The organism is Pantoea anthophila (genome assembly GCF_006494375.1).
GTDB lineage: Bacteria > Pseudomonadota > Gammaproteobacteria > Enterobacterales > Enterobacteriaceae > Pantoea > Pantoea anthophila.
In genome coordinates, this window is record NZ_VHIZ01000012.1 from 24,032 (window position 1) to 43,955 (window position 19,924).

General features: G+C 57.9%; 18 protein-coding genes. 8 read left to right on the plus strand and 10 right to left on the minus strand.

What is annotated here, in order from left to right:
- The first annotated feature begins 19 nt into the window (after positions 1 to 19).
- Together prc and htpX are read left to right on the plus strand one after the other, a co-directional pair.
- The gene (gene prc / locus FJW00_RS01495; protein ID WP_140028631.1) at positions 20 to 2,059 is read left to right on the plus strand and encodes a carboxy terminal-processing peptidase; all 2,040 of its coding nucleotides are present in this window, start codon (positions 20 to 22) and stop codon (positions 2,057 to 2,059) included.
- A 244-nt stretch (positions 2,060 to 2,303) separates the two neighbouring features.
- Positions 2,304 to 3,188 carry a protease HtpX gene (gene htpX, locus FJW00_RS01500; protein ID WP_009089804.1) on the plus strand — a complete coding sequence of 295 codons (885 nt, stop codon included), beginning with the start codon at positions 2,304 to 2,306 and terminating at the stop codon, positions 3,186 to 3,188.
- Positions 3,189 to 3,241: 53 nt separating this feature from the next.
- Here htpX and FJW00_RS01505 read toward each other — a convergent pair whose 3' ends face one another.
- Entirely contained in the window at positions 3,242 to 4,612 is a 1,371-nt protein-coding gene (locus tag FJW00_RS01505; protein WP_140922916.1) for an MFS transporter, read from the minus strand.
- Positions 4,613 to 4,795: 183 nt separating this feature from the next.
- Here FJW00_RS01505 and kdgR point away from each other — a divergent pair, with 183 nt between their 5' ends.
- Positions 4,796 to 5,587 carry a DNA-binding transcriptional regulator KdgR gene (gene kdgR, locus FJW00_RS01510; protein ID WP_046101956.1) on the plus strand — a complete coding sequence of 264 codons (792 nt, stop codon included), beginning with the start codon at positions 4,796 to 4,798 and terminating at the stop codon, positions 5,585 to 5,587.
- A 30-nt stretch (positions 5,588 to 5,617) separates the two neighbouring features.
- Here kdgR and FJW00_RS01515 read toward each other — a convergent pair whose 3' ends face one another.
- Entirely contained in the window at positions 5,618 to 5,854 is a 237-nt protein-coding gene (locus FJW00_RS01515; RefSeq protein ID WP_009089809.1) for a YobH family protein, read from the minus strand.
- Positions 5,855 to 6,066: 212 nt separating this feature from the next.
- Here FJW00_RS01515 and FJW00_RS01520 point away from each other — a divergent pair, with 212 nt between their 5' ends.
- The 4 genes from FJW00_RS01520 to rlmA all read left to right on the plus strand — a co-directional run bounded on the left by FJW00_RS01520 (position 6,067) and on the right by rlmA (position 9,166).
- Positions 6,067 to 6,339, plus strand: coding sequence for a YebO family protein (locus FJW00_RS01520; RefSeq protein ID WP_009089811.1), 273 nt, complete (start codon positions 6,067 to 6,069; stop codon positions 6,337 to 6,339).
- An 18-nt stretch (positions 6,340 to 6,357) separates the two neighbouring features.
- Complete coding sequence (locus FJW00_RS01525) at positions 6,358 to 7,362, plus strand: MBL fold metallo-hydrolase (RefSeq protein WP_140922917.1); 1,005 nt, start codon at positions 6,358 to 6,360, stop codon at positions 7,360 to 7,362.
- 647 nt (positions 7,363 to 8,009) lie between these two features.
- Positions 8,010 to 8,219, plus strand: a complete 210-nt coding sequence (gene cspE, locus FJW00_RS01535) for a transcription antiterminator/RNA stability regulator CspE (RefSeq protein ID WP_003852684.1) — start codon at positions 8,010 to 8,012, stop codon at positions 8,217 to 8,219.
- Between the two features lie 137 nt (positions 8,220 to 8,356).
- On the plus strand, positions 8,357 to 9,166 hold the full coding sequence (gene rlmA, locus FJW00_RS01540) for a 23S rRNA (guanine(745)-N(1))-methyltransferase (protein ID WP_140922918.1): 810 nt from the start codon (positions 8,357 to 8,359) through the stop codon (positions 9,164 to 9,166).
- Here the strand turns inward: rlmA and FJW00_RS01545 are convergent.
- The 4 genes from FJW00_RS01545 to manX form a co-directional block, all read right to left on the minus strand.
- The gene (locus FJW00_RS01545; protein WP_009089817.1) at positions 9,163 to 9,621 is read right to left on the minus strand and encodes a DUF986 family protein; all 459 of its coding nucleotides are present in this window, start codon (positions 9,619 to 9,621) and stop codon (positions 9,163 to 9,165) included. The two genes, rlmA and FJW00_RS01545, sit on opposite strands and share 4 nt — an antisense overlap.
- Before the next feature lie 92 nt (positions 9,622 to 9,713).
- Positions 9,714 to 10,559 (minus strand): PTS mannose transporter subunit IID, encoded by an 846-nt coding sequence (locus tag FJW00_RS01550; protein WP_009089819.1) that lies wholly within the window; start codon positions 10,557 to 10,559, stop codon positions 9,714 to 9,716.
- Positions 10,560 to 10,574: 15 nt separating this feature from the next.
- Entirely contained in the window at positions 10,575 to 11,375 is an 801-nt protein-coding gene (locus tag FJW00_RS01555; protein ID WP_009089820.1) for a PTS mannose/fructose/sorbose transporter subunit IIC, read from the minus strand.
- Positions 11,376 to 11,441: 66 nt separating this feature from the next.
- A complete protein-coding gene (manX, locus tag FJW00_RS01560) occupies positions 11,442 to 12,404 on the minus strand; it encodes a PTS mannose transporter subunit IIAB (RefSeq protein WP_140922919.1) in 963 nt (320 codons plus the stop codon).
- Between the two features lie 504 nt (positions 12,405 to 12,908).
- On the opposite strand from manX, the gene FJW00_RS01570 reads away from it, so the two are divergent.
- Positions 12,909 to 14,489: a TerC family protein gene (locus tag FJW00_RS01570; RefSeq protein WP_046101951.1), complete on the plus strand. Its 1,581-nt coding sequence runs from the start codon at positions 12,909 to 12,911 to the stop codon at positions 14,487 to 14,489.
- 130 nt (positions 14,490 to 14,619) lie between these two features.
- On the opposite strand, the gene pdeD is transcribed toward FJW00_RS01570, so the two are convergent.
- The 4 genes from pdeD to pabB all read right to left on the minus strand — a co-directional run bounded on the left by pdeD (position 14,620) and on the right by pabB (position 19,889).
- Positions 14,620 to 16,188 carry a cyclic di-3',5'-guanosine monophosphate phosphodiesterase PdeD gene (gene pdeD / locus FJW00_RS01575; RefSeq protein ID WP_140922920.1) on the minus strand — a complete coding sequence of 523 codons (1,569 nt, stop codon included), beginning with the start codon at positions 16,186 to 16,188 and terminating at the stop codon, positions 14,620 to 14,622.
- Between the two features lie 224 nt (positions 16,189 to 16,412).
- Positions 16,413 to 17,777, minus strand: coding sequence for an L-serine ammonia-lyase (locus FJW00_RS01580; protein ID WP_140922921.1), 1,365 nt, complete (start codon positions 17,775 to 17,777; stop codon positions 16,413 to 16,415).
- A 185-nt stretch (positions 17,778 to 17,962) separates the two neighbouring features.
- A complete protein-coding gene (locus FJW00_RS01585; protein ID WP_140028624.1) occupies positions 17,963 to 18,526 on the minus strand; it encodes a CoA pyrophosphatase in 564 nt (187 codons plus the stop codon).
- Positions 18,510 to 19,889, minus strand: a complete 1,380-nt coding sequence (gene pabB / locus FJW00_RS01590) for an aminodeoxychorismate synthase component 1 (RefSeq protein ID WP_140922922.1) — start codon at positions 19,887 to 19,889, stop codon at positions 18,510 to 18,512. The genes FJW00_RS01585 and pabB overlap by 17 nt, the downstream gene beginning before the upstream one ends.
- Positions 19,890 to 19,924 lie beyond the last annotated feature (35 nt).

Sequence of the window (19,924 nt, forward strand, 5' to 3'; positions counted from 1 at the left end):
AACGGAGGCTAACCCCGGCATGAACACCCTTTTTAAAGTTGGACTTATTGCGGGCCTGCTGTTAGCAGGCCCAACGTTCGGCGCGGAGAATATCACCCGCGCCGATCAGATCCCCCAGCTTCACGAAGACCCGCAGGACCCGACGGTCAGTGAGCGTGTCACCTCACGCTTCACCCGTTCCCACTACCGCCAGTTCGACCTGGATCAGAACTTTTCAGCGAAGATTTTCGATCGCTATCTGAACATGCTCGACTACAGCCACAACGTGCTGCTGGCGTCGGATGTGGCGCAGTTTGCCAGCAAAAAAACCACCGTCGGCGATGAGCTGCGCAGTGGCAAGCTGGACCTCTTTTACGACCTTTATAATCTGGCGCAGAAACGCCGTTTTGAGCGCTATCAGTATGCGCTGACGGTGCTGGCGCGTCCGATGAACTTCAGCGGCAATGACACCATCGACATTGACCGCGGCAAGGCTCCCTGGCCGAAAGATGAAGCCGAGCTGAATGCTCTGTGGGATGCCAAGGTCAAATATGACCAGCTGAGCCTGAAGCTGGCGGGTAAAACCGACCAGGAGATTCGCGATGTTCTGACCAAGCGTTATAACTTCGCGATTCGCCGTCTCGCCCAGAGCAACGGTGAGGATGTTTTCCAGCTGGTGATGAACGCCTTTGCCCGCGAAATCGATCCGCACACCAGCTACCTGTCGCCACGTAACACCGAGCAGTTCAACACCGAGATGAGCCTGTCTCTGGAAGGGATCGGTGCCGTGCTGCAGATGGATGACGACTACACCGTCATCAACTCGATGGTTGCGGGTGGACCGGCAGCGAAAAGTAAATCCATCACGGTGGGCGATCGCATCGTCGGCGTCGGTCAGCCCGGCAAGCCGATGGAAGATGTGATTGGCTGGCGTCTGGATGACGTGGTGGCGAAAATCAAAGGACCGAAAGGCAGCAAAGTGCGCCTTGAGATCCTGCCAGCCGGTAAGGGCACCAAAACCCGTACCGTGACGCTGACGCGTGAGAAAATCCGTCTGGAAGATCGCGCCGTCAAAATGAGCATCAAGAATGTCGGTAAACAGAAAGTGGGCGTGCTCGACATTCCTGGTTTCTATGTCGGTCTCACCGATGACGTGAAGGTTCAGCTGCAGAAGCTGCAGAAGCAGAACGTTGACAGCGTCGTGATCGATCTGCGGACCAACGGCGGCGGTGCGCTGACCGAAGCGGTATCGCTCTCCGGTCTGTTTATTCCGAGTGGTCCGGTTGTTCAGGTGCGCGACAACAATGGTCGGGTGCGTGAAGACAGCGACAACGACGGCGTAGTCTATTACAAAGGACCGCTGGTGGTGCTGGTTGACCGCTTCAGTGCCTCCGCCTCTGAGATCTTCGCTGCGGCGATGCAGGATTACGGTCGTGCAGTGATCGTCGGCGAGCCGACCTTCGGGAAGGGCACCGTGCAGCAGTATCGCTCTCTGAACCGCATCTACGATCAGATGCTGCGTCCGGAGTGGCCGGCGTTAGGCTCCGTTTCCTATACCATTCAGAAGTTCTACCGGATTAACGGTGGCAGTACTCAGCGTAAAGGCGTCACGCCCGATCTGCTGATGCCAACCGGGGTGGAAGCGGCTGAAACCGGTGAGAAGTTCGAAGATAACGCACTGCCGTGGGACAGCATCAAAGCGGCGACCTACGTCAAAACCGGCGACGTCAAACCGCTGGTGGCGCAGCTGACGAAGCAGCACGCTGAACGTATTGCCCGGGATCGTGAGTTCCAGTACATCATGAAGGACATTGCGCGTTTCAATGCCCTGAAAGATAAACGCAACATTGTGTCGCTCAACCTCGCTCAGCGCGAGAAAGAGAATCACGAAGATGATGCGTTACGTCTGGAGCGTATCAACGCGCGTTATCAGGCCGAAGGCAAAAAACCGCTGAAAAACCTGGACGAGCTGCCGAAAGATTATAAAGAGCCCGATCCTTACCTCGATGAGACGGTGAAGATTGCGAACGATCTGGCGCAACTGGAGAAATCCCAGCCGGAAGCGCCCGCGGCGAAATAACCCGCGGCTATGAGAAAAAGCACCGCCTGGCGGTGCTTTTTTTTGCCTGCGGGAGGGCCATTCCGCCGTAATCATTAGCCGCTGTAATCGTGCCAGCGTGAAGGTCGGCGCAGCAGGCGTGACAAAATGTAAAGTTATGTCTTTTTAGGCACTTAAACGTTAAGGTCGCTTGAAAAGCGCCCCAATGCACATAGGATATCTATCCGCGTATAGGCGCGTGAACTACTGAGGAAGATTAACGATTATGATGCGTATTGCTCTTTTCCTGATGACCAACCTGGCTGTGATGTTGGTATTCGGGCTGATTCTCAGCCTGACAGGGATCCAGTCAAGCAGTGTCCAGGGCCTGATGATCATGGCAGGCCTGTTTGGCTTCGGCGGTGCGTTTGTTTCACTGCTGATGTCGAAGTGGATGGCACTGCGATCGGTGGGTGGTGAAGTGATTGAACAGCCGCGCAATGAAACGGAGCGCTGGCTGATGGAGACGATCGGCCGTCAGGCTCAACAGGCGGGCATTGCGATGCCACAGGTCGCGATCTATCACGCGCCTGACATCAACGCCTTTGCCACGGGTGCACGTCGTAACGCCTCGCTGGTGGCGGTTTCAACCGGTCTGCTGCAGAACATGAGCCGCGATGAGGCTGAAGCGGTCCTGGCGCACGAAGTGTCGCATATCGCGAACGGCGACATGATCACTATGACCCTGATTCAGGGTGTGGTGAACACCTTCGTGATTTTCGTGTCCCGCATTCTGGCGCAGATCGCGGCGGGCTTCATGTCCGGCAACCGTGACGATGGCGAAGAGAGCAGCAACGGCAACCCGCTGGTCTATTTTGCGGTGTCGATGGTGCTGGAGCTGGTATTCGGTATTCTTGCCAGCATCATCACCATGTGGTTCTCCCGTCACCGCGAGTTCCACGCCGATGCCGGTTCAGCGAAGCTGGTCGGCCGTGAGAAGATGATTGCCGCGCTGCAGCGTCTGAAAACCAGCTATGAACCGCAGGAGCCGAGCAGCATGATGGCGTTCTGCATCAACGGCAAAGGCAAGTCGTTCAGCGAGCTGTTTATGTCGCATCCCCCGCTGGACAAGCGTATTGAAGCCCTGCGCAGCGGCCAGTATCTGAAATAGCCCTGAGCGGCATAAAAAAGGCGACCCCCGGGTCGCCTTTTCTTTTTCGGCCCTCAGGCGCGGTTCTGCGTCATCCGTGACACGCTGACCAGCGCCGCTACGGCGGCAAAACTGCCCGCCAGCAGCAGCGAGGCGTGCGTGCCTTGCGCATCAAACAGATTAAACATCAGCGCAACCAGCGCGGCACCCGCACTCTGACCCAGCAGACGCGCGGTACCCAGCATGCCGCTGGCACCGCCGCTGCGATGGCGGGGCGCTGAGGTGACAATGGTATGGTTGTTGGGCGACTGAAACAGCCCGAAACCGGCACCGCACAGCATCATGCGCCAGATGATATCGCCATCGCCGGGATTCGCCGGCAGCCAGGCAAGCAGAAACAGCCCCAGCGCGAACATCGCCAGACCGATGCCCCCCAGCAGCCCGGCGTGCACCCGCCCAATCAGCCGGCCGGCAATCGGCGCAAACACCATGGTGGCCAGCGGCCAGGGCGTCAGGAGTAAACCGGTGGCCACCTCATCACGCTGCAGGACGTTTTGCAGAAAGAAGGGCAGCGACACCATGGCGAGCATCTGCGCGCAGAACGAACAGACCGACGTCCCCATCGACAGGCTGAAAATCGGGATACGCAGCAGGTCAACCGGTAACAGCGGCACCGTCATCGCGAGCTGGCGACGGATGAAGAACCACCCGACAACCAGCAGTCCGATCACTTCTGACAGCACCAGCAGGTGACTCTGACCCTGAGCAAAACCGCTCAATGCGGAGATGATCAGCCCAAAGAACAGGGCGTTCATGATGGCGCTGGGCACATCAAATTTCTGCGTAGTGGCTTTCTGCGGATTATCGGGCAGCGTCCGCAGCGCCAGCCAGAGTGCCACGGCACCCAGCGGGACGTTAATCAGAAACAGCCATTTCCAGCTCGCCACCGACAGAATGGCGGCCGCCACCGTCGGGCCCGCCGCCGTCGAAACCGCCACCACCAGCGAGTTGATGGCCATACCGCGGCCCAGATAGCGCTGCGGATAGATAATGCGTATCAGGGCGGTATTGACGCTCATCAGCGCCGCGCCGCCCAGACCCTGCAGAACGCGGGCGCAGGTCAGCATGGTGAGTGAGGTGGAGAAGGCGCAGAAGACCGACGTCACAATAAACAGCGCCAGTCCTGTCTGATACACGCGACGATAGCCCAGCATGTCACCGAGGAAGGAGAGCGACAGCAGCGAGACGATAATCGCAATCTGATAGGCGTTCACTATCCAGATGGACTGCGCCGGGCTGGCGTTCAGTTCACGTGAGATGGTGGGCAGCGCCACGTTGGCGATCGCGCCATCTAATACCGCCATCGTGAGTCCGAGCGCGATGGTGATAATCGCCATATAGCGCTGAGCGCCGGGTAAACCATCCTGAGGAGGGGAGAGTGTCATAGGTTAATTACTAAAGAGGGTGAATATCATCATGCTAATGAAATTGACGCGAAATTGCAGCGTCCGGAGGTGAAAAAGATCGCGTGACCGGCGACACCGGGGTGAAACCATTGCCGCTTTCCGCTGCGTCACTCTATACTGGCGTTCTGTCTTATTTCTGTAACTGATTGAACAAGGTGCGCGATGTCCTCTGCTGAAAATGGCAAACAGCCCGATTCTGTCTCCTCCGTGCTGAAAGTGTTTGGCATTTTGCAGGCGCTGGGTGAAGAGCGCGACCACAGCATCACTGAGCTGGCGCAGCGCGTGATGATGTCAAAAAGCACGGTCTACCGTTTTCTGCAAACCATGAAAACGCTGGGCTATGTCACCCAGGAAGGTGAGAGCGAAAAGTACTCCCTGACGCTCAAACTGTTCGAGCTGGGGGCGAAGGCGCTGCAGAATGTCGATTTGATCCGCAGCGCGGATCTGCAGATGCGGGAGCTGTCGCGTCTGACCCGTGAGACCGTGCATCTGGGCGCGCTGGAAGAGGAGAGCATTGTCTACATCCATAAAATCGACTCGCTCTATAACCTGCGCATGTATTCGCGCATTGGTCGCCGCAATCCGCTCTATTCCACCGCGATTGGCAAGGTGCTGCTCGCCTGGCGCGACCGCGAGGAAACGGAAGAGATTCTGCGGCAGGTGGAGTTCAGACGCAGCACGCCGAATACGCTGATGAGCGCGGACGCCCTGCTGGCGGCGCTGGACGAGGTGAAGGCGCAGGGTTATGGCGAAGATAATGAAGAGCAGGAGGAGGGGTTACGCTGCCTCGCGGTGCCGGTCTTTGATCGCTTCGGGGTGGTGATTGCCGGCCTCAGCCTCTCTTTCCCCACGATCCGTTTTTCAGAAGAGGCGCGTCAGGATTATGTGGAGATGCTGCAGCGGGCGGCGCGAACGATTTCCTCGGAAATGGGCTTTCACGCCTATCCTTTCTGAACAGCGCGGGCCATGCGGCCCGCGCTTTCATCAGTTATCGATCACTTCTCCGCTTTTCTTCAGCAGCGGACAATCGGTTACGCCGACCACGCCGCTGTCCGTGTGCAGATACTGGGCGTTAATCACACCGCGCGCGGTAAGATAGCTGCACTGCAGGCCCAGTCCCGCTGCATTCTTAGTGCTGCCGGTTAACACGCCATAACCGGTAAAGAGCATCGCCAGCCAGATCACCGCCAGCAAGCCTACCATGCGAATAAACAGTTTCATTGTATCTCCTTGTGAAAGGTAACTCAGCGCTCCACCTGGTGCTGCCGGTCAGAATGATAGCAGCATGCCTGGCTTTTCGGCGGGAATCGATCAGAGATAACTGAAACGGCAAATTCTGCTTTGCCGTTAACCCCATTATCTTTTGTGATGGCGACAGGTAGAATACGCGGTTGTCGTGTTCTGGCGTTTTCACTTTGTTTTATGAGGCAGTTATGAATGAGTTAGCCGCAAATCCGGGCCCCCTGGTCAGCTATGGCCTGCTGGTCATCATTTTGATTGTGGCGTTTATCGCCTGGTTCTTCGTTAATCGTGCCAGCGTTCGAGCCGGTGAGCAGATTCGTTTGCTGGAATCGCTGCTGGAAGAGCAGAAAAAACAGAATCAGCTGCTGCGTCGTCTGATTGAGCTGCAGCCCGGCGCGGAGAGTAAAAAACCCGAGGATGAGCGGGAGAAGCGCGACTTTATCCGGTTAATCCCGGAACGTTAATCAGAACAGAGAGGCGGGATGAGCGGGAAGAATCCGTGGTATGACAGTAGTAAAGCGCACCATACGCCAGAGGGCTTCCGTAACCCTGAGTCGGAAGAGCGTCAGCCTGGCGATCTCCGGCGCTGGCGTCGGGAGCGAAAAGCGCAGGGTCTTCCGATGCCACCGCAACAGGGCTATGACGCTTTTGTTGAAGAGTGGTGGCAACCCGCCGATCTCAGCGGCAGTGACGATCGCCTCTGGTGGCTGGGCCATGCCGCCGTGCTGTTGCGGCTCAATCAGCGTTACATTCTGATCGATCCCGCCCTCTCATCCCGCGCCTCGCCGTTCTCTTTTGCCGGACCGCAGCGCAAAACCCCTGCGCCGCTCAGCATTGCTGACCTGCCGCATCTGGATGTCGTGCTGATTTCTCACAATCATTACGACCATCTGGATCGGCCGACGGTCAAAGCGATTGTCCGGCGTTTTCCGCAGGCCACCTTTGTTGTGCCGCTGGGCCTGGCGGCGTGGTGCCGCGCCCGGGGAGTGCAGCAGGTACATCAGGCTGACTGGTGGCAGCAGGTCAGGGTGGGCGATCTCTGTTTTGATGCGGTTCCGGCGCGTCACTGGAGTATGCGGTCGCCCCGCGATCGCAACCGTTCGCTCTGGTGCGGCTGGGTCGTACGTTCATCCTCCGTGCGCTTCTGGTTCTCCGGTGACAGTGGCTACAGCGACAGCCTGCTGGCGATCCCCGCCCGGCTTGGCCCCTTCAGCGTGACAGCCTTACCGATTGGTGCCTATGCACCGAAATGGTTCATGGCAGGCCAGCATATGGACCCCGATCAGGCCGTGGCACTCTGGCAGGCGGCGGGCAGACCGCTGACGCTGCCTATTCACTGGGGCGTATTTGAACTGGCTGATGAGCCACTGGATGCGCCTCCGCAGGAACTGGCTGCGGCACTGCGGCGGGCAGAGGAGGAGCAGGGCAGCTTCACGCCATGGCGAATAGGCGAAAGCCGCAGCCTGAATAATCCACCCCAGGAATAATCCTGGAGCCGGGGGAGCCGGTTACACCGGCTTTTTTAACAGAAATCTTTTTTTATCACATTAATGGTTAAATTTTTAATAAGCCGGAGTCGCGCGGCTGCTTTTATTGGAGCAGAGCTCAGAGCAGTTTCCTGTTTTTGGTGCAGTAGAGAAGATACCTGTACCAAATAAAAAGTGTCGTACAGGATTAACGTCAGGTTATTGCTGCTTCGCTTTCCTGTCGCTTCGCTTATCAATTCGCTTACTGCCATATTTGTGAAATATTAATTTCTTATGGTATCCATTGAGTTAGCCCGGACGAGAAGGCATCCGGAGGAAATGAACCTGCGGGTTCATTATATTTATGCCGGGTTTTAGCGCCGCGACAGAACAGGCTGTGTGAGCCTTCTGGCAATTGTGCGTGCTGCCTCTCTGAGACTTTAAAAATGGCTTGCCATTGTTTTTAGGATATGTGATAACAATTCGTGGGTTAAACGAGGTACAGTTCTGTTTATGCATGGCATCTTCAGTGAAGAAGTACGAGTAAAGACGTTGACGTTGAATACCGCTTCCTTGCCGAACCTTAATTAGTGCCTCATGCAGTAACGTCTCTGGTTTTTCTGTAAGACAGCCTTCGGGCTAAATAAACATCTAAAGGAATTTGCAAAATGGCAAAGATTAAAGGTCAGGTTAAGTGGTTCAACGAGTCTAAAGGTTTTGGTTTTATCACCCCTGCAGACGGCAGCAAAGATGTGTTCGTACACTTCTCTGCCATCCAGGGCAATGGTTTCAAAACCCTGGCTGAAGGCCAGAGCGTTGAGTTCGAAATTCAGGATGGCCAGAAAGGCCCGGCAGCTGTTAACGTCACTGCTATCTGATTCGACTCCGCCTCGGTGCATCGCACCCTGATATGGATTCTCAAAGCCCTGGCCGGTCGGCCGGGGCTTTCTTTATGCTTCCGATGCGTAAACGATAAGGTTACACTGCGCCGCGTTATCTGATGCCGGAGTCCCCTATGTCGTTGATTTGCCCGCTTTGCCACTCTCCTCTGACTTTCCATGCCCGCAGCTGGTCCTGCGAGAATCGCCATCAGTTTGATCAGGCGAAAGAGGGGTATGTCAATCTGCTGCCCGTTCAGCATAAACGGTCGCGTGAGCCAGGTGACAGTGCAGAGATGATGCAGGCTCGACGGGAATTTCTGCAGGCGGGCTATTATCAGCCGCTGCGTGAGCAGGTCGTCGCGCTGCTGCAACCGGTGCTGAACCTGCCGGAGAGCCAGATTCTGGATATCGGCTGTGGCGAAGGCTACTACACCGCTGCGCTGGCAGAGGCGGCAGGGGAAGGCGGACAGGTGTATGGACTGGATGTGGCCAGAATGGCTATCCGCCTCGCCGCTAAGCGTTATCCCGCGGTGCGGTTCTGCGTGGCCTCCAGCCAGCGTCTGCCGTTTGCCGAAGGCTCGCTGGATGCCGTGGTGCGGATTTACGCGCCCTGCAATGAAGCGGAACTGGCCCGCGTCCTGAGGCCCGGCGGCACGGTACTGACGGTAACGCCGGGACCGCATCATCTGCAGCAGTTTAAAGCCCTGATCTATCGCGACGTGCAGCTGCATGCGCCAGAGCAGAAAACCTACCCGGGCTTCCGGCAGATGGCGCAGCATACGCTGCGTTATCCGATGGCGCTGACGGGCGGGGCCGCAACGACCCTGCTGCAGATGACGCCTTTTGCGTGGCGGGCACGGGAGGCGGTCTGGGAGACGCTGCAGCAGAGCGACTCATTCAGTTGTGATGCCGACTTTACCCTGACGCAGTGGCAGCGCGATTAGCGCGCCTCAACCAGCGTATTATAGATGCGCTCCAGGTCGTCGAGCTGCTGCACCGCAATCAGCAGCCGGCGCTGCTCCAGCTGAATGACCAGAATGCCATCCTCAGAGAGATTCATGCCCTGAATCCGCCGGTAATCAATCCAGACACCGGCATAAAATAACCCTTCGGCCTTCATCAGTAGCGTGGGCCTGCGCAGCCAGAAAAGCCAGAACGCCAGAAAGCTCAGCACCATCAGCAGGGTGGTGGTGAGCTGCGGGCCGTGATGGCTGATGTTGTTTCCCAGCAGAATCAGCAGCAGCCCGATGAAAATCAGGCTGTCGATTTTGTGCCGTCGCTGCAGGGCGACCCGCAAGCGGACAGGCCCGCGTCGACGCGGCAGAATCACCTCGTCATAAAGGGCGAACAGCAGCAGGGCGGCAATGCAGAGCGCGATCAGCGCATCAGTTAATGACATAACATCTGACCTCAAACGGGGTGAGCTCAGCCGGTTGTGGCTCAGCTCACTTCGCTTAAAAGCCGGGCGCCAGCGCGCCCGGCCGGGTGTGATTACAGACCGAGCAGGCCGATCCAGTAACCAAAAATACCGATGGCAAAGAAGCCAACGATAATCCACAGCGCGTTGACCTTACGGCGCAACAGCCACATACAGCCGAAGGTCAGCAGCAGCGGCACGATGCCAGGCATCAGCTGGTCGAGGATCGACTGCACCGTGGTGACGGTGGTCTTACCGGTGGAGTCGGTGATACGCGACACCACCAGCGGGATGTTGACGTGCGTCCACTTGTTCACCAGCGCGCCCATCACAAACAGGCCGAGAATCGAGGCGCCCTCCGTGAGCTTCTGCAGGAATCCGCCGCCCATATCGCTGACGATATCGATCCCTTTGCGATAGCCATACGCCACGCCGTAGTAGCGGGTCAGCAGGCGCGCCAGGTTAAACAGCACAAAGAACAGCAAGGGGCCCAGCAGGCTGCCGCTCATTGCGATGCCGGCACCCAGTGCGGCAAACACCGGACGCACGGTGCCCCAGAAGATCGGGTCGCCGACACCGGCGAGCGGGCCCATCAGACCGACTTTCAGGCCGTTGATGGCACCGTCGTCGATAGGCGCGCCGTTGGCACGCTGCTCCTCCATCGCCATGGTAACGCCGAGCACCGGCGCGGCCACATAAGGGTGGGTGTTGAAGAACTCCAGATGGCGCTTGATTGCCTGCCTGCGCTCATCATTATTCTCCGGATAGAGACGGCGGATCACCGGCACCATTGAGAAGCAGAAGCCCAGCGCCTGCATACGTTCAAAGTTCCACGATCCCTGAAACAGGTTCGAGCGCATAAAGACGGCGCGGACGTCACCGGGTGTCAGTTTCTTTTCGACTTTCGTAATATCAACCATGTGATCACCTGTTCCTTAATCGAGTTCGTTATCAAGATCGTTCGCGGTCGCCGGGCCGGAAGGGGCCCCCGCTACACGGTTGTATTTCGGGCTGAGCTGAATGTAGAGCACCGCCATCACCACGCCAATGACCCCCAGCGCCACCAGGTTAAAGTTGGTAAAGGCCGCGGTGACAAAGCCGAGATAGAAGAAGGGCATCAGGTAGCCCGCGCGCATCATGTTGATGACCATCGCGTAACCGACCACCACAATCATGCCGCCCGCGATATTCAGACCATTGGTGACCACCTCAGGGATCGAACTGAGCAGGGCGTGAACCGCACTGGTGCCGACGGAGATCGCCACGATCAGAGCCGGGATAGCGATACGCATCGCCTGCAGCAGCAGGGCAGAGACATGGATCCAGGAGATAGCGGTGAGGTTGCCTTTCTCTGCGGCTTTGTCCGCGGCATGCTGGAAGGCGACGGTCAGGGTTCGCACGATGATAGTCAGCACCTGTCCGGCGGCGGCCAGCGGGATGGCCAGCGCAATACCGGCTCCCACACTCTGACCGCCCGCGATCACCAGAATGGTGGAGATGATGGAGGCGAGAGCGGCATCGGGGGCCACGGCGGCACCGATGTTCATCCAGCCCAGCGCAATCATCTCCAGCGTCCCGCCGATGATAATGCCGGTTTTCATATCTCCCAGCACGATACCAATCAGGGTACAGGCCACCAGCGGACGGTGAAACTGGAACTCATCCAGAATCGACCCCATGCCGGCAATACAGGCAACGATAAAAATCAGAATAATTTGTAGCGAGGTTATTTCCATCATACTTCTTGTCCTCAGCAGGATAGCGAAAATGAGCCCGGAAACGCGGGCGCAGCAGCTCTTCTGTTACGCGTTTACTTTCGCAATCAGATCCATCATTTTCAGTTTCTGATCGCTGGAAACCTTACGCACTTCCAGTTCAATATTGCGTTCATTCAGTTTGCGGAAGGCGGCGATATCTTTTTCATCCACCGAAACCGCATTGTTGACCTGGGTTTTTCCCTGACGGAACGCCATCCCGCCGATGTTGACGGTCCTGATATCGACACCCTGTTCCACCACGCGCAGAACGTCGGTGGGGTTGGTAAACAGCAGCATCACCCGATCCTGACCATACTTTGGGTTATTCCACACCCGAACCATCTTATCGACATCGACCACATGCGCCGTCACGCCGGGCGGCGCGACCTGCGTCAGCAGGGTTTTGCGGACGTGATCCTTTGCCACCTCATCGCTGACCACAATAATGCGCTGAACGTTTGTCTCTTTGGTCCAGCGCGTCGCGACCTGGCCGTGGATCAGGCGATCATCGATACGCGCCAGCCCGATCTTCATATGGTCGCCGGGGGCCATCGGCTTAGCCGGTTGCGCGGGCGCAGCCGGTTTTGCGGCGGCGGGCGCGGGTGCCTCCTCTTTGGCTTTCAGCGCTTTAACGCCTTCACGGCCGGTCTCAACCGCCACTGCCACCAGCTCGCCGAGCGTCGGGTTGTCATCGCGCGCCATCAGCGTTTCGACCAGCATCGGGATATTGACCCCGGCGATGACCTCATACTGCGGTTTATCCACCACGATACGGCTGGCCGCATTAAATGGACTGCCACCCCAGGTATCGACTAAAAAGAGTACCCCCTGCGTCGTATCCAGTTTTGCCAGCTGCGTTTCATATTTTTCGATCAGTGTTTCTGCATTTTCACCCGGCACAAAGTCTATCCAGCCGACGTTCTCCTGCTCACCTAACAGCATTTCTGCCGTTTTAAGCAGTTGTTCCGCTGCCCAGCCGTGAGTACCAATTACAATCGCAATGGTCACGTGCTACCTCCGTTCACTAAAGAAGCTCATCTGAGTAAATAGCCCTGTCAGAATCGTTTCGGTTATTTTTAACAGGGTGCTGGCGATGACTGGCTGAGCGCCAGAAATCATCGGTTAACACCGTTAAGGCGGTTAGGTCGCGATTTATTTTAGTGATCGAAAAAATAAATTTTGTGACATTGGTCAGTTATTTACCCCACGGCAGAACGAGTGAATCGTTTTATGCATACGATCAACCTCATTGCAGATTGTAAAAATAAGAAAATTTTTTGACGCCATTTACCGACCTGATACATTAGCCTTCTGTTTATTACTCAGGAGTGTCGGGCTTCAGCCCACCTTTATGGATCGTCACCGACGTCGCTTAATCTGTTCTTTGCGCCTGCTGGCGCGTCACCTTTCGCCTGACGGCGTTTTCTCTGTTTTCCCGACGACCCGGATGTCACGCCTCGCTGCGCCGACAGACACCGGCTTACTCTTTTCCCTGTTCAGGAGTCATAAATAATGGAATTTTTATTCGACCCCTCAATCTGGGCGGGTTTACTGACGCTTGTCGTACTGGAAATCGTCCTGGGCATCGACAACCTGGTGTTTATTGCCATTCTGGCCGACAAACTGCCGCCGAAGCAGCGTGATAAAGCGCGCCTGATCGGCCTGTCGCTGGCGCTGGTGATGCGTCTGGGTCTGCTCTCGCTGATCTCCTGGATGGTTACGCTCACCACGCCGCTCTTCAGCGTCGGCGGTTTCAGCTTTGCCGGTCGTGATTTAATCCTGCTGGCCGGGGGCCTGTTCCTGCTGTTCAAAGCGACCATGGAGCTGCACGAAAGGCTGGAGAACCGTCAGCTCGAGGGCGGCGGGAACCGCGGTTATGCCAGTTTCTGGGCCGTGGTGACACAGATTGTGGTACTGGACGCGGTGTTCTCACTGGATGCCGTTATCACCGCCGTGGGTATGGTGAACCACCTGCCGGTGATGATGACCGCCGTGGTGATTGCGATGGGTGTGATGCTGCTGGCGTCCAAACCCTTAACCAACTTCGTTAACGCGCATCCGACGGTGGTGGTGCTCTGCCTGAGCTTCCTGCTGATGATCGGCCTGTCGCTGGTGGCAGAAGGCTTTGGTTTCCATATTCCGAAAGGTTACCTCTATGCGGCGATTGGCTTCTCAATCCTGATTGAGCTGTTCAACCAGATTGCACGCCGGAACTTTATCCGCCATCAGTCAAACCGGCCGATGCGTGAGCGCACCGCAGAGGCGATTCTGCGCCTGATGGGCGGTCGCAACCGCGCGCAGACGGCGAGCAGCAGCAATGCAGGCAGCAGCGAAGAGTCTGCGCTGGCCGAGGCGATGCCGCAGGAAGCCTTTAAAGATGAAGAGCGCTTCATGATTAATGGCGTACTGACGCTGGCGTCCCGCTCCATCCGCAGCATCATGACGCCGCGCGGCGAGATCTCCTGGGTCGATGCAAACCGTCCGCTGGATGAGATTCGCGATCAGCTGCTGGATACGCCTCACAGCCTCTTCCCGGTCTGCCGGGGCGAGCTGGATGAAATTATCGGTGTGGTGCGGGCGAAAGAGCTGCTGGTGGCGCTGGAGCATGGCGTGGATGTGGCGACGTTTGCAGCGAATACGCCCACCATCGTGGTGCCTGAAACGCTGGACCCGATTAACCTGCTTGGCGTGCTGCGTCGTGCACGTGGCAGCTTCGTCATCGTCACCAATGAGTTTGGCGTCGTGCAGGGGCTGATTACGCCGCTGGACGTGCTGGAAGCGATTGCGGGTGAATTTCCGGATGAAGATGAAACGCCGGAGATCGTGGCTGATGGGGATGGCTGGTTAGTGAAGGGCGGCACCGATCTGCACTCGCTGCAGCAGCTGCTCGACTTCCATGAACTGGTCGATCCGACCGAAGATCACGCCTCGCTGGCGGGTCTGCTGATTGCGCAGAAAGGGCAGTTGCCGCTTCCGGGCGACGTGATCGATATCAGTCCGCTGCACTTTCAGATTATCGAAGCGACCGACTACCGTATCGATCTGGTGCGCGTCACTAAAGATAAGCCACACGATGAGGATGAAGAGGCGTAACGTTTTTCGATGCGCGGTCTGTTACTGAGGCCGCGCTGACTCTCTCCGACAGCCGCTGCCTGACCGCCACGGCTGTTTTTTTTATCGGTGGCGGCAAAGCGCCAGGACACATCGCTTCCGACGCGTCCGGTTATGAGGGCTGCCGCACCTCCAGCCGGTGCTGCGTCAGCCAGGCCGGAAAGTCCTCCAGCGGCATCGGGCGGGCGAAATAGTAGCCCTGCAGATGATCCACACCGCGTTCGCACAGGTAGGCGGCCTGCTCAGCCGTTTCTACTCCCTCGGCCACCAGGCTGATGTTCAGGCGCTGCGCCAGGGAAATCACCATATCCGTTACCGTCGCGTTGATCGCGTCCGTGCCGATGGCCGCCGTGAATATCTTGTCGATCTTCAGCACGTCAGGCTGCAAATCCTTCAGATAGGAGAGCGAGCTGTGACCGGTGCCAAAGTCATCAATTGCCAGTCGCACGCCGATCTCGTGCAGTTGCGCAATCACCGACTGATCGACCACCGGCAGGGCATCCCGCTCGGTCAGCTCGACCACCAGCTTCGGCACCGGATTGGCAGGCCACCAGAGATTCTGAAGATCCTGCAGGATGGCACGGTCCCGGAAATGGCTGGCAGCGACGTTGATAGCGATATGAAAGTCTTGGTCATCCGGTAACTGGGGTAACTGCCTGACCACCTCATTCAGCACAAAGCGGGTCAGCGGCTTAATCAGGTTCTGACGTTCGGCCAGCGGGATGAACACATCCGGTGCAATCCAGCCCTGGCGGGGGTTATGCCAGCGCAGCAGCAGCTCGATGCCGTCGCACTCGCCGCTGCTGCTGTTGATCAGCGGCTGACAGTAGACCATAAACTCATTAGCCGTGATGCCATAACTGATTTGCCAGCTCAGGCTCATCCGGTTTGCTGTCGCCAGCCAGACAATGTAGCCCATCAGCAGACTGAGCAGCAGCGCCAGCGGCAGTTGTGAGGGCAGGGTTGCCAGCGCCAGTCGGGTCGGTGAGGGACCATAGAGCGTCAGAGTAAAGGGGTAACGCAGCGAGCCCTGCTCATAGCTCACCTCCTCTTCCGAGGGTACGGTCGGCTCAATAAGGGGATTACCATACTCCAGACTCTGGCCGTTGACGTTGAACACGGCACGTTCCACCCAGGGCAGCTGCGGTTCGAGCACATAGTTGCTCATCATCTCGATGTTAATTACCTGCAGAATCCCGGCGCGGTTATCGAGGCTTCTGGGGGTCCACAGCAGCAGAACCGGCGAGCCTTTCAGCAGGTATTGGTCGGTGGACAGGGTCATGCGCTGGTTATTAAAAGCTAAATCGGGGTAGGTCTGGCTGAAGGGGATGGCGCGAGGCCCGTAAATACTGGAGCAGTAGATGCTGTCGTTATCCACCAGCAGAATCGCCCGGACGGTCTGCAGGGAAGAGATTTTTTCAATCAGCGGAAAGCGAACGTCCTGACAGGGGACGCCGACCAGACCCAGCGTGTTATTGGCGGATACCTCCAGCGGCGAGAACATCCGGTCAAAGCGCATAATCGCTTTGTCGGCAAAATCCATTGCCTGCTGCTCAATACGTGACTTCTCTTCGATATAGCGAAAGGCCAGCGTGAGTATCAGCACTACGGTGGCGATTGACAGTGCAATAAGCAAACGCTTTCGTCTGAATTGTCCAACAAATTGCTGGGCCATATACATCAGTATCCACCTTCCCTAAAGCCAGAAAAAAGCAAAAAATATCGGGGTTAATATCGGCACGGCCCCATTAAAATTGAGGCCGGAATGCAGAAAAGCGGGTCTGGATAGCTGCGCAGGCCGGACGGCTGCGCGGAAAATACTCTACCGTGTAAACCTGCGCTGAGATAGCGCAGGATGCGGATTTGATTACGTTTGCACGTTATTTGAACGTTTAAACGTTTCGCTTAATCACACTGTACTTTAATGGCCAGACCGCCGCGGGAGGTTTCACGATACTTGGCATTCATGTCTTTGCCGGTTTCATACATCGTCTCGATAACCTTATCCAGAGAGACGCGCGGCTCACTGGTGCGGCGCAGGGCCATACGCGCGGCGTTAATCGCTTTGACAGAGGCGATAGCATTACGCTCAATGCAGGGCACCTGCACCTGTCCGGCGACCGGGTCACAGGTCAGACCCAGGTTATGCTCCATGCCGATCTCAGCCGCCACGCAGACCTGCTCCGGGCTGCCGCCCAGCAGCTCAGCCAGCCCGGCCGCCGCCATGGAGCAGGCAACGCCGACTTCACCCTGGCAGCCCACTTCTGCGCCCGAGATGGAGGCGTTCATCTTATAGAGCACGCCAATCGCCCCCGAGGCGAGGAAGTAACGCAGGAAGATATCGGGCGCTACGGGTTCGATAAAGTGATCGTAGTAGGCGAGCACCGCAGGCACGATACCGCAGGCACCGTTCGTCGGGGCGGTCACCACCCGGCCGCCCGCCGCGTTCTCTTCATTGACGGCCAGCGCAAACATATTGATCCAGTCGATCACAATCATCGGGTCGCTGGAGTGTTTGGTTGAGGAGGTGAGCAGGCGACGCAGCGACGCGGCGCGGCGTGGCACACGCAGAGGACCGGGCAGGACGCCCTCGGTATTCAGACCGCGATCGATACAGGCCTGCATTGTCTGCCAGATCGTGGCGAAGTAGGCATGGATCTCGTCGCGGCTGTGCAGCGCCAGCTCATTCTTCATCACCAGGCCGGAGAGTGACAGGCCGGTTTCACGGCAGTGCGCCAGCAGATCTTTGGCAGAGTGGAACGGCCACGGAACCGAGACCTCATCCAGCGCCGACTGGCCGAAATGCTCTTCATCAACAATGAACCCGCCACCCACGGAATAGTAGGTTTTTGACAGGATCAGCAGGTCGCCGGCAAAGGCCAGCAGGCGCAGGCCATTTTCATGCAGCGAGAGATTCTCACTGCGAAACACCATGCCGCCTTCGCGCGGGAAGTCGACTTCGTGTGCACCTTTCGCCACCAGCAGTCGCTCACGCTGCTCAACGTCTTTGATAAAGGCGGGGATCGCATCAATATCGACGGTGTCCGGCGATTCGCCCGCCAGACCCATAATGATGGCGATGTCGGTGTGGTGACCCTTGCCGGTCAGCGACAGGGAACCGTAGACATCCACAGCGATCCGGGTGACCTCCTGCAGCTTTCCCTGTTCGCACAGCAAGTCCACAAACTGTTTACCCGCTTTCATCGGGCCGACAGTATGCGAACTCGAGGGGCCGATGCCCACTTTGAACATGTCGAAAACACTAATCACAGGTGACACTCCTCACAATTATTCTCACTCTGCCGGGGCAGTTTATGGCGCTAATAGTAATGGTCATGCACCGGAAAAGAGCAGCTTTTCGCATGAAATAAACTTATCAAAACCGATAGAAAATATTATAGCGGGGCCCGGCAGGGAGTTGACGGGCTTCCGGGAGGCTCATGCGGGAAAAGGGGTCAGAAAGCGATCTGCGTGCTCAGTGCGCGGATAATTCCGGCGGTCATCCCCCACACCAGATAATCCTGATAGCGTGACAGCCAGACCGGGTGCCGGACACCGGCCCGGTGAACCTCCAGCGAACTGTAGCGGCTGAGCTGTAACGCCTCAGCCAGCGGCATCTCAAAGGCGCTGTGCACCTCATCCGGGTTGAGGGTTAAACGCAGACTGGCCGGAATGATCCCCAGCACCGGCGTCACCTGAAAACCGGTACTGCTGGTCACCGCAGGCAGCGAACCCAGTATCTCGACCTGCTGCGGTTCGATGCCCACTTCTTCATGGGCCTCGCGGAGTGCTGTGGCGATCAGCGAAGCGTCGTCGTCATCCTGCATTCCGCCGGGAAAGGCGACCTGTCCGGCATGTTTGCGCAGGGCGTGCGAGCGCTGCGTCAGCAACAGGCCCGGCTCAGGCCGCGCCACGATGGGCACGAGGACTGCCGCGTGCCGGCCAGAGAGGCGCTGCGTCGTGCGCGCCGGCTGCTGCAACAGAAAGCGGCAGCGAAAAGTCTCAAGCGTCAGAGCCAACTGAACCTCCCGATTGTTCCAGTGCCGGTAAGATCCGGCTCACTTTGTCCAGCGTCTCCTGATATTCCGCGTGCGGATCGCTGTCTGCCACCAGACCGCCACCGGCTGCACAGTAGAGCTGCTGGCCCTCGGCAATCAGGGTGCGAATGGTGATGCTGCTATCCATCCGCCCACAGAGGCTGAGATAGCCAATGCTGCCGCACCAGGCATTGCGCCGCTGGGGCTCCAGCTCATCGATGATCTCCATGGCCCGGATCTTGGGCGCGCCGGTAATCGAGCCTCCCGGAAAACAGGCCCGCAGCAGGTCGGTGGCCTGCAGAGGGTCGGGCAGTCGCGCACGAACCGTACTCACCAGATGATGCACGGCGGGGAAGGGTTCCACCTCAAACAGTGCCGGCACGGTAACGGAGCCGGGCTGCGCCACGCGGCCAATGTCATTACGCAGTAAGTCGACGATCATCAGGTTCTCGGCCCGATCTTTCTCCGCATGGCGCAGCGCCTCCGCCTGCTGGGCATCCGCTATCGGGTCCGCGCAGCGTGGCCGGGTTCCCTTAATCGGGCGGGTTTCGATCTGCCGGTTATTCAGCGAGAGGAAACGCTCCGGCGACAGGCTGAGGATGGCACTCTCCGGCAGGCGAAGAAAAGCGCTGAACGGCGCACGGTTAGCATCATTCAGCTGACAGAACGCCTGCCACTCATCTCCCTGATAAGCCGCCTGAAAACGCTGCGCCAGATTAACCTGGTAGCAGTCACCGGCCTGGATATAGTCCTGAACCGCCGCGAAGCGGGCGGCATAGTCGGCGTAGCTCAGATTAGAACGCCAGCCGCTGGTCAGTGAAAAGGGCAGCGCCTCACGCGCGGGCCACTGTGTCAGCCAGGCGAGCCGCGCCTGCGCCGTCTCCAGCGCCACCAGGGTCAGGGTCTGCTGATGGTGATCGGCAATCAGCGCCCAGTCATAGATCCCTACGGCCATATCGGGCGTGATGAGGTCGGCCTCGGCTCTGGCGGGCAGCGTTTCAAACCGGCGGCCCAGGTCGTAGCCAAACAGACCCAGCGCGCCGCCCTGGAACGGCAGCGTCTCACTGGCGGCAGGCGTCACGCCCAGCGCATCGCACTGCTGCTGCACCAGCAGCAGAGGGTCGGCGGCCGATTCACGGGTGCCGCTGCGATCGCTGATCGAGGTGATCGCCCCGCGGGTCACCAGGGTGGCGCGGGGATTGGCCGTCAGAATATCAAAGCGGTTATCGCTGTGGCTGGCCTGGGCGGAGGAGAGCAGCATCGCCCAGGGCAGATGGGCAATGGGGGCAAAACGCCGGGTCAGCGCATCCGGGGTATAATCAAGCGTGAGGGTTTCAACAATCATCGGGCAGAAAAATCAGCAAGCAAAGAGGCGGTCAG

Bases quoted from the DNA above. Each gene is read 5' to 3' on its own strand.
- prc (WP_140028631.1), top strand. From the start codon at position 20: ATGAACACCCTTTTTAAAGTTGGACTTATTGCGGGCCTGCTGTTAGCA.
- htpX (WP_009089804.1), top strand. From the start codon at position 2,304: ATGATGCGTATTGCTCTTTTCCTGATGACCAACCTGGCTGTGATGTTG.
- FJW00_RS01505 (WP_140922916.1), bottom strand. From the start codon at position 4,612: ATGACACTCTCCCCTCCTCAGGATGGTTTACCCGGCGCTCAGCGCTAT.
- kdgR (WP_046101956.1), top strand. From the start codon at position 4,796: ATGTCCTCTGCTGAAAATGGCAAACAGCCCGATTCTGTCTCCTCCGTG.
- FJW00_RS01515 (WP_009089809.1), bottom strand. From the start codon at position 5,854: ATGAAACTGTTTATTCGCATGGTAGGCTTGCTGGCGGTGATCTGGCTG.
- FJW00_RS01520 (WP_009089811.1), top strand. From the start codon at position 6,067: ATGAATGAGTTAGCCGCAAATCCGGGCCCCCTGGTCAGCTATGGCCTG.
- FJW00_RS01525 (WP_140922917.1), top strand. From the start codon at position 6,358: ATGAGCGGGAAGAATCCGTGGTATGACAGTAGTAAAGCGCACCATACG.
- cspE (WP_003852684.1), top strand. From the start codon at position 8,010: ATGGCAAAGATTAAAGGTCAGGTTAAGTGGTTCAACGAGTCTAAAGGT.
- rlmA (WP_140922918.1), top strand. From the start codon at position 8,357: ATGTCGTTGATTTGCCCGCTTTGCCACTCTCCTCTGACTTTCCATGCC.
- FJW00_RS01545 (WP_009089817.1), bottom strand. From the start codon at position 9,621: ATGTCATTAACTGATGCGCTGATCGCGCTCTGCATTGCCGCCCTGCTG.
- FJW00_RS01550 (WP_009089819.1), bottom strand. From the start codon at position 10,559: ATGGTTGATATTACGAAAGTCGAAAAGAAACTGACACCCGGTGACGTC.
- FJW00_RS01555 (WP_009089820.1), bottom strand. From the start codon at position 11,375: ATGGAAATAACCTCGCTACAAATTATTCTGATTTTTATCGTTGCCTGT.
- FJW00_RS01570 (WP_046101951.1), top strand. From the start codon at position 12,909: ATGGAATTTTTATTCGACCCCTCAATCTGGGCGGGTTTACTGACGCTT.
- pdeD (WP_140922920.1), bottom strand. From the start codon at position 16,188: ATGTATATGGCCCAGCAATTTGTTGGACAATTCAGACGAAAGCGTTTG.
- pabB (WP_140922922.1), bottom strand. From the start codon at position 19,889: ATGATTGTTGAAACCCTCACGCTTGATTATACCCCGGATGCGCTGACC.